Source organism: Rhodococcus sp. B10 (assembly GCF_011770055.1).
In the GTDB taxonomy this organism is placed as follows: Bacteria; Actinomycetota; Actinomycetes; order Mycobacteriales; family Mycobacteriaceae; genus Rhodococcoides; species Rhodococcoides kyotonensis_B.
The window spans coordinates 1-294 of record NZ_JAAFYV010000141.1 but is presented as its reverse complement, the minus strand read 5'-3'; the positions used below and the strand labels follow the sequence as shown (position 1 = coordinate 294).

At 67.3% G+C, this 294-nt stretch carries 1 pseudogene; it reads right to left on the bottom strand.

The features are described 5' to 3' along the window. Positions 1-294 (bottom strand): annotated as a pseudogene (locus tag RhoFasB10_RS26045) (acetyl-/propionyl-CoA carboxylase subunit alpha); the annotation flags it as partial.

Below are 294 nucleotides of genomic sequence, written 5' to 3'. Positions count from 1 at the left end.
CGCGGGTGGCGCCGGTGACGATGAGCTTGGCGAGCATGGAGTCGAATTGGCCACCGATCACCGAGCCGGACTCGACACCGGAATCGACGCGGACGCCGGGGCCTTCGGGGGCGATGAAGGTGGTGACTGGTCCGGGTGCGGGCAGGAAGCCGCGGCCGGCGTCTTCGCCGTTGATGCGGAACTCGAAGGAGTGTCCGCGCGGTTCGGGGTCTTCGGTGATCGACAGTTCTTCGCCGTTGGCGATGCGGAACTGCTGCAGCACGAGGTCGATGCCGGAGGTTTCCTCGGTGACGG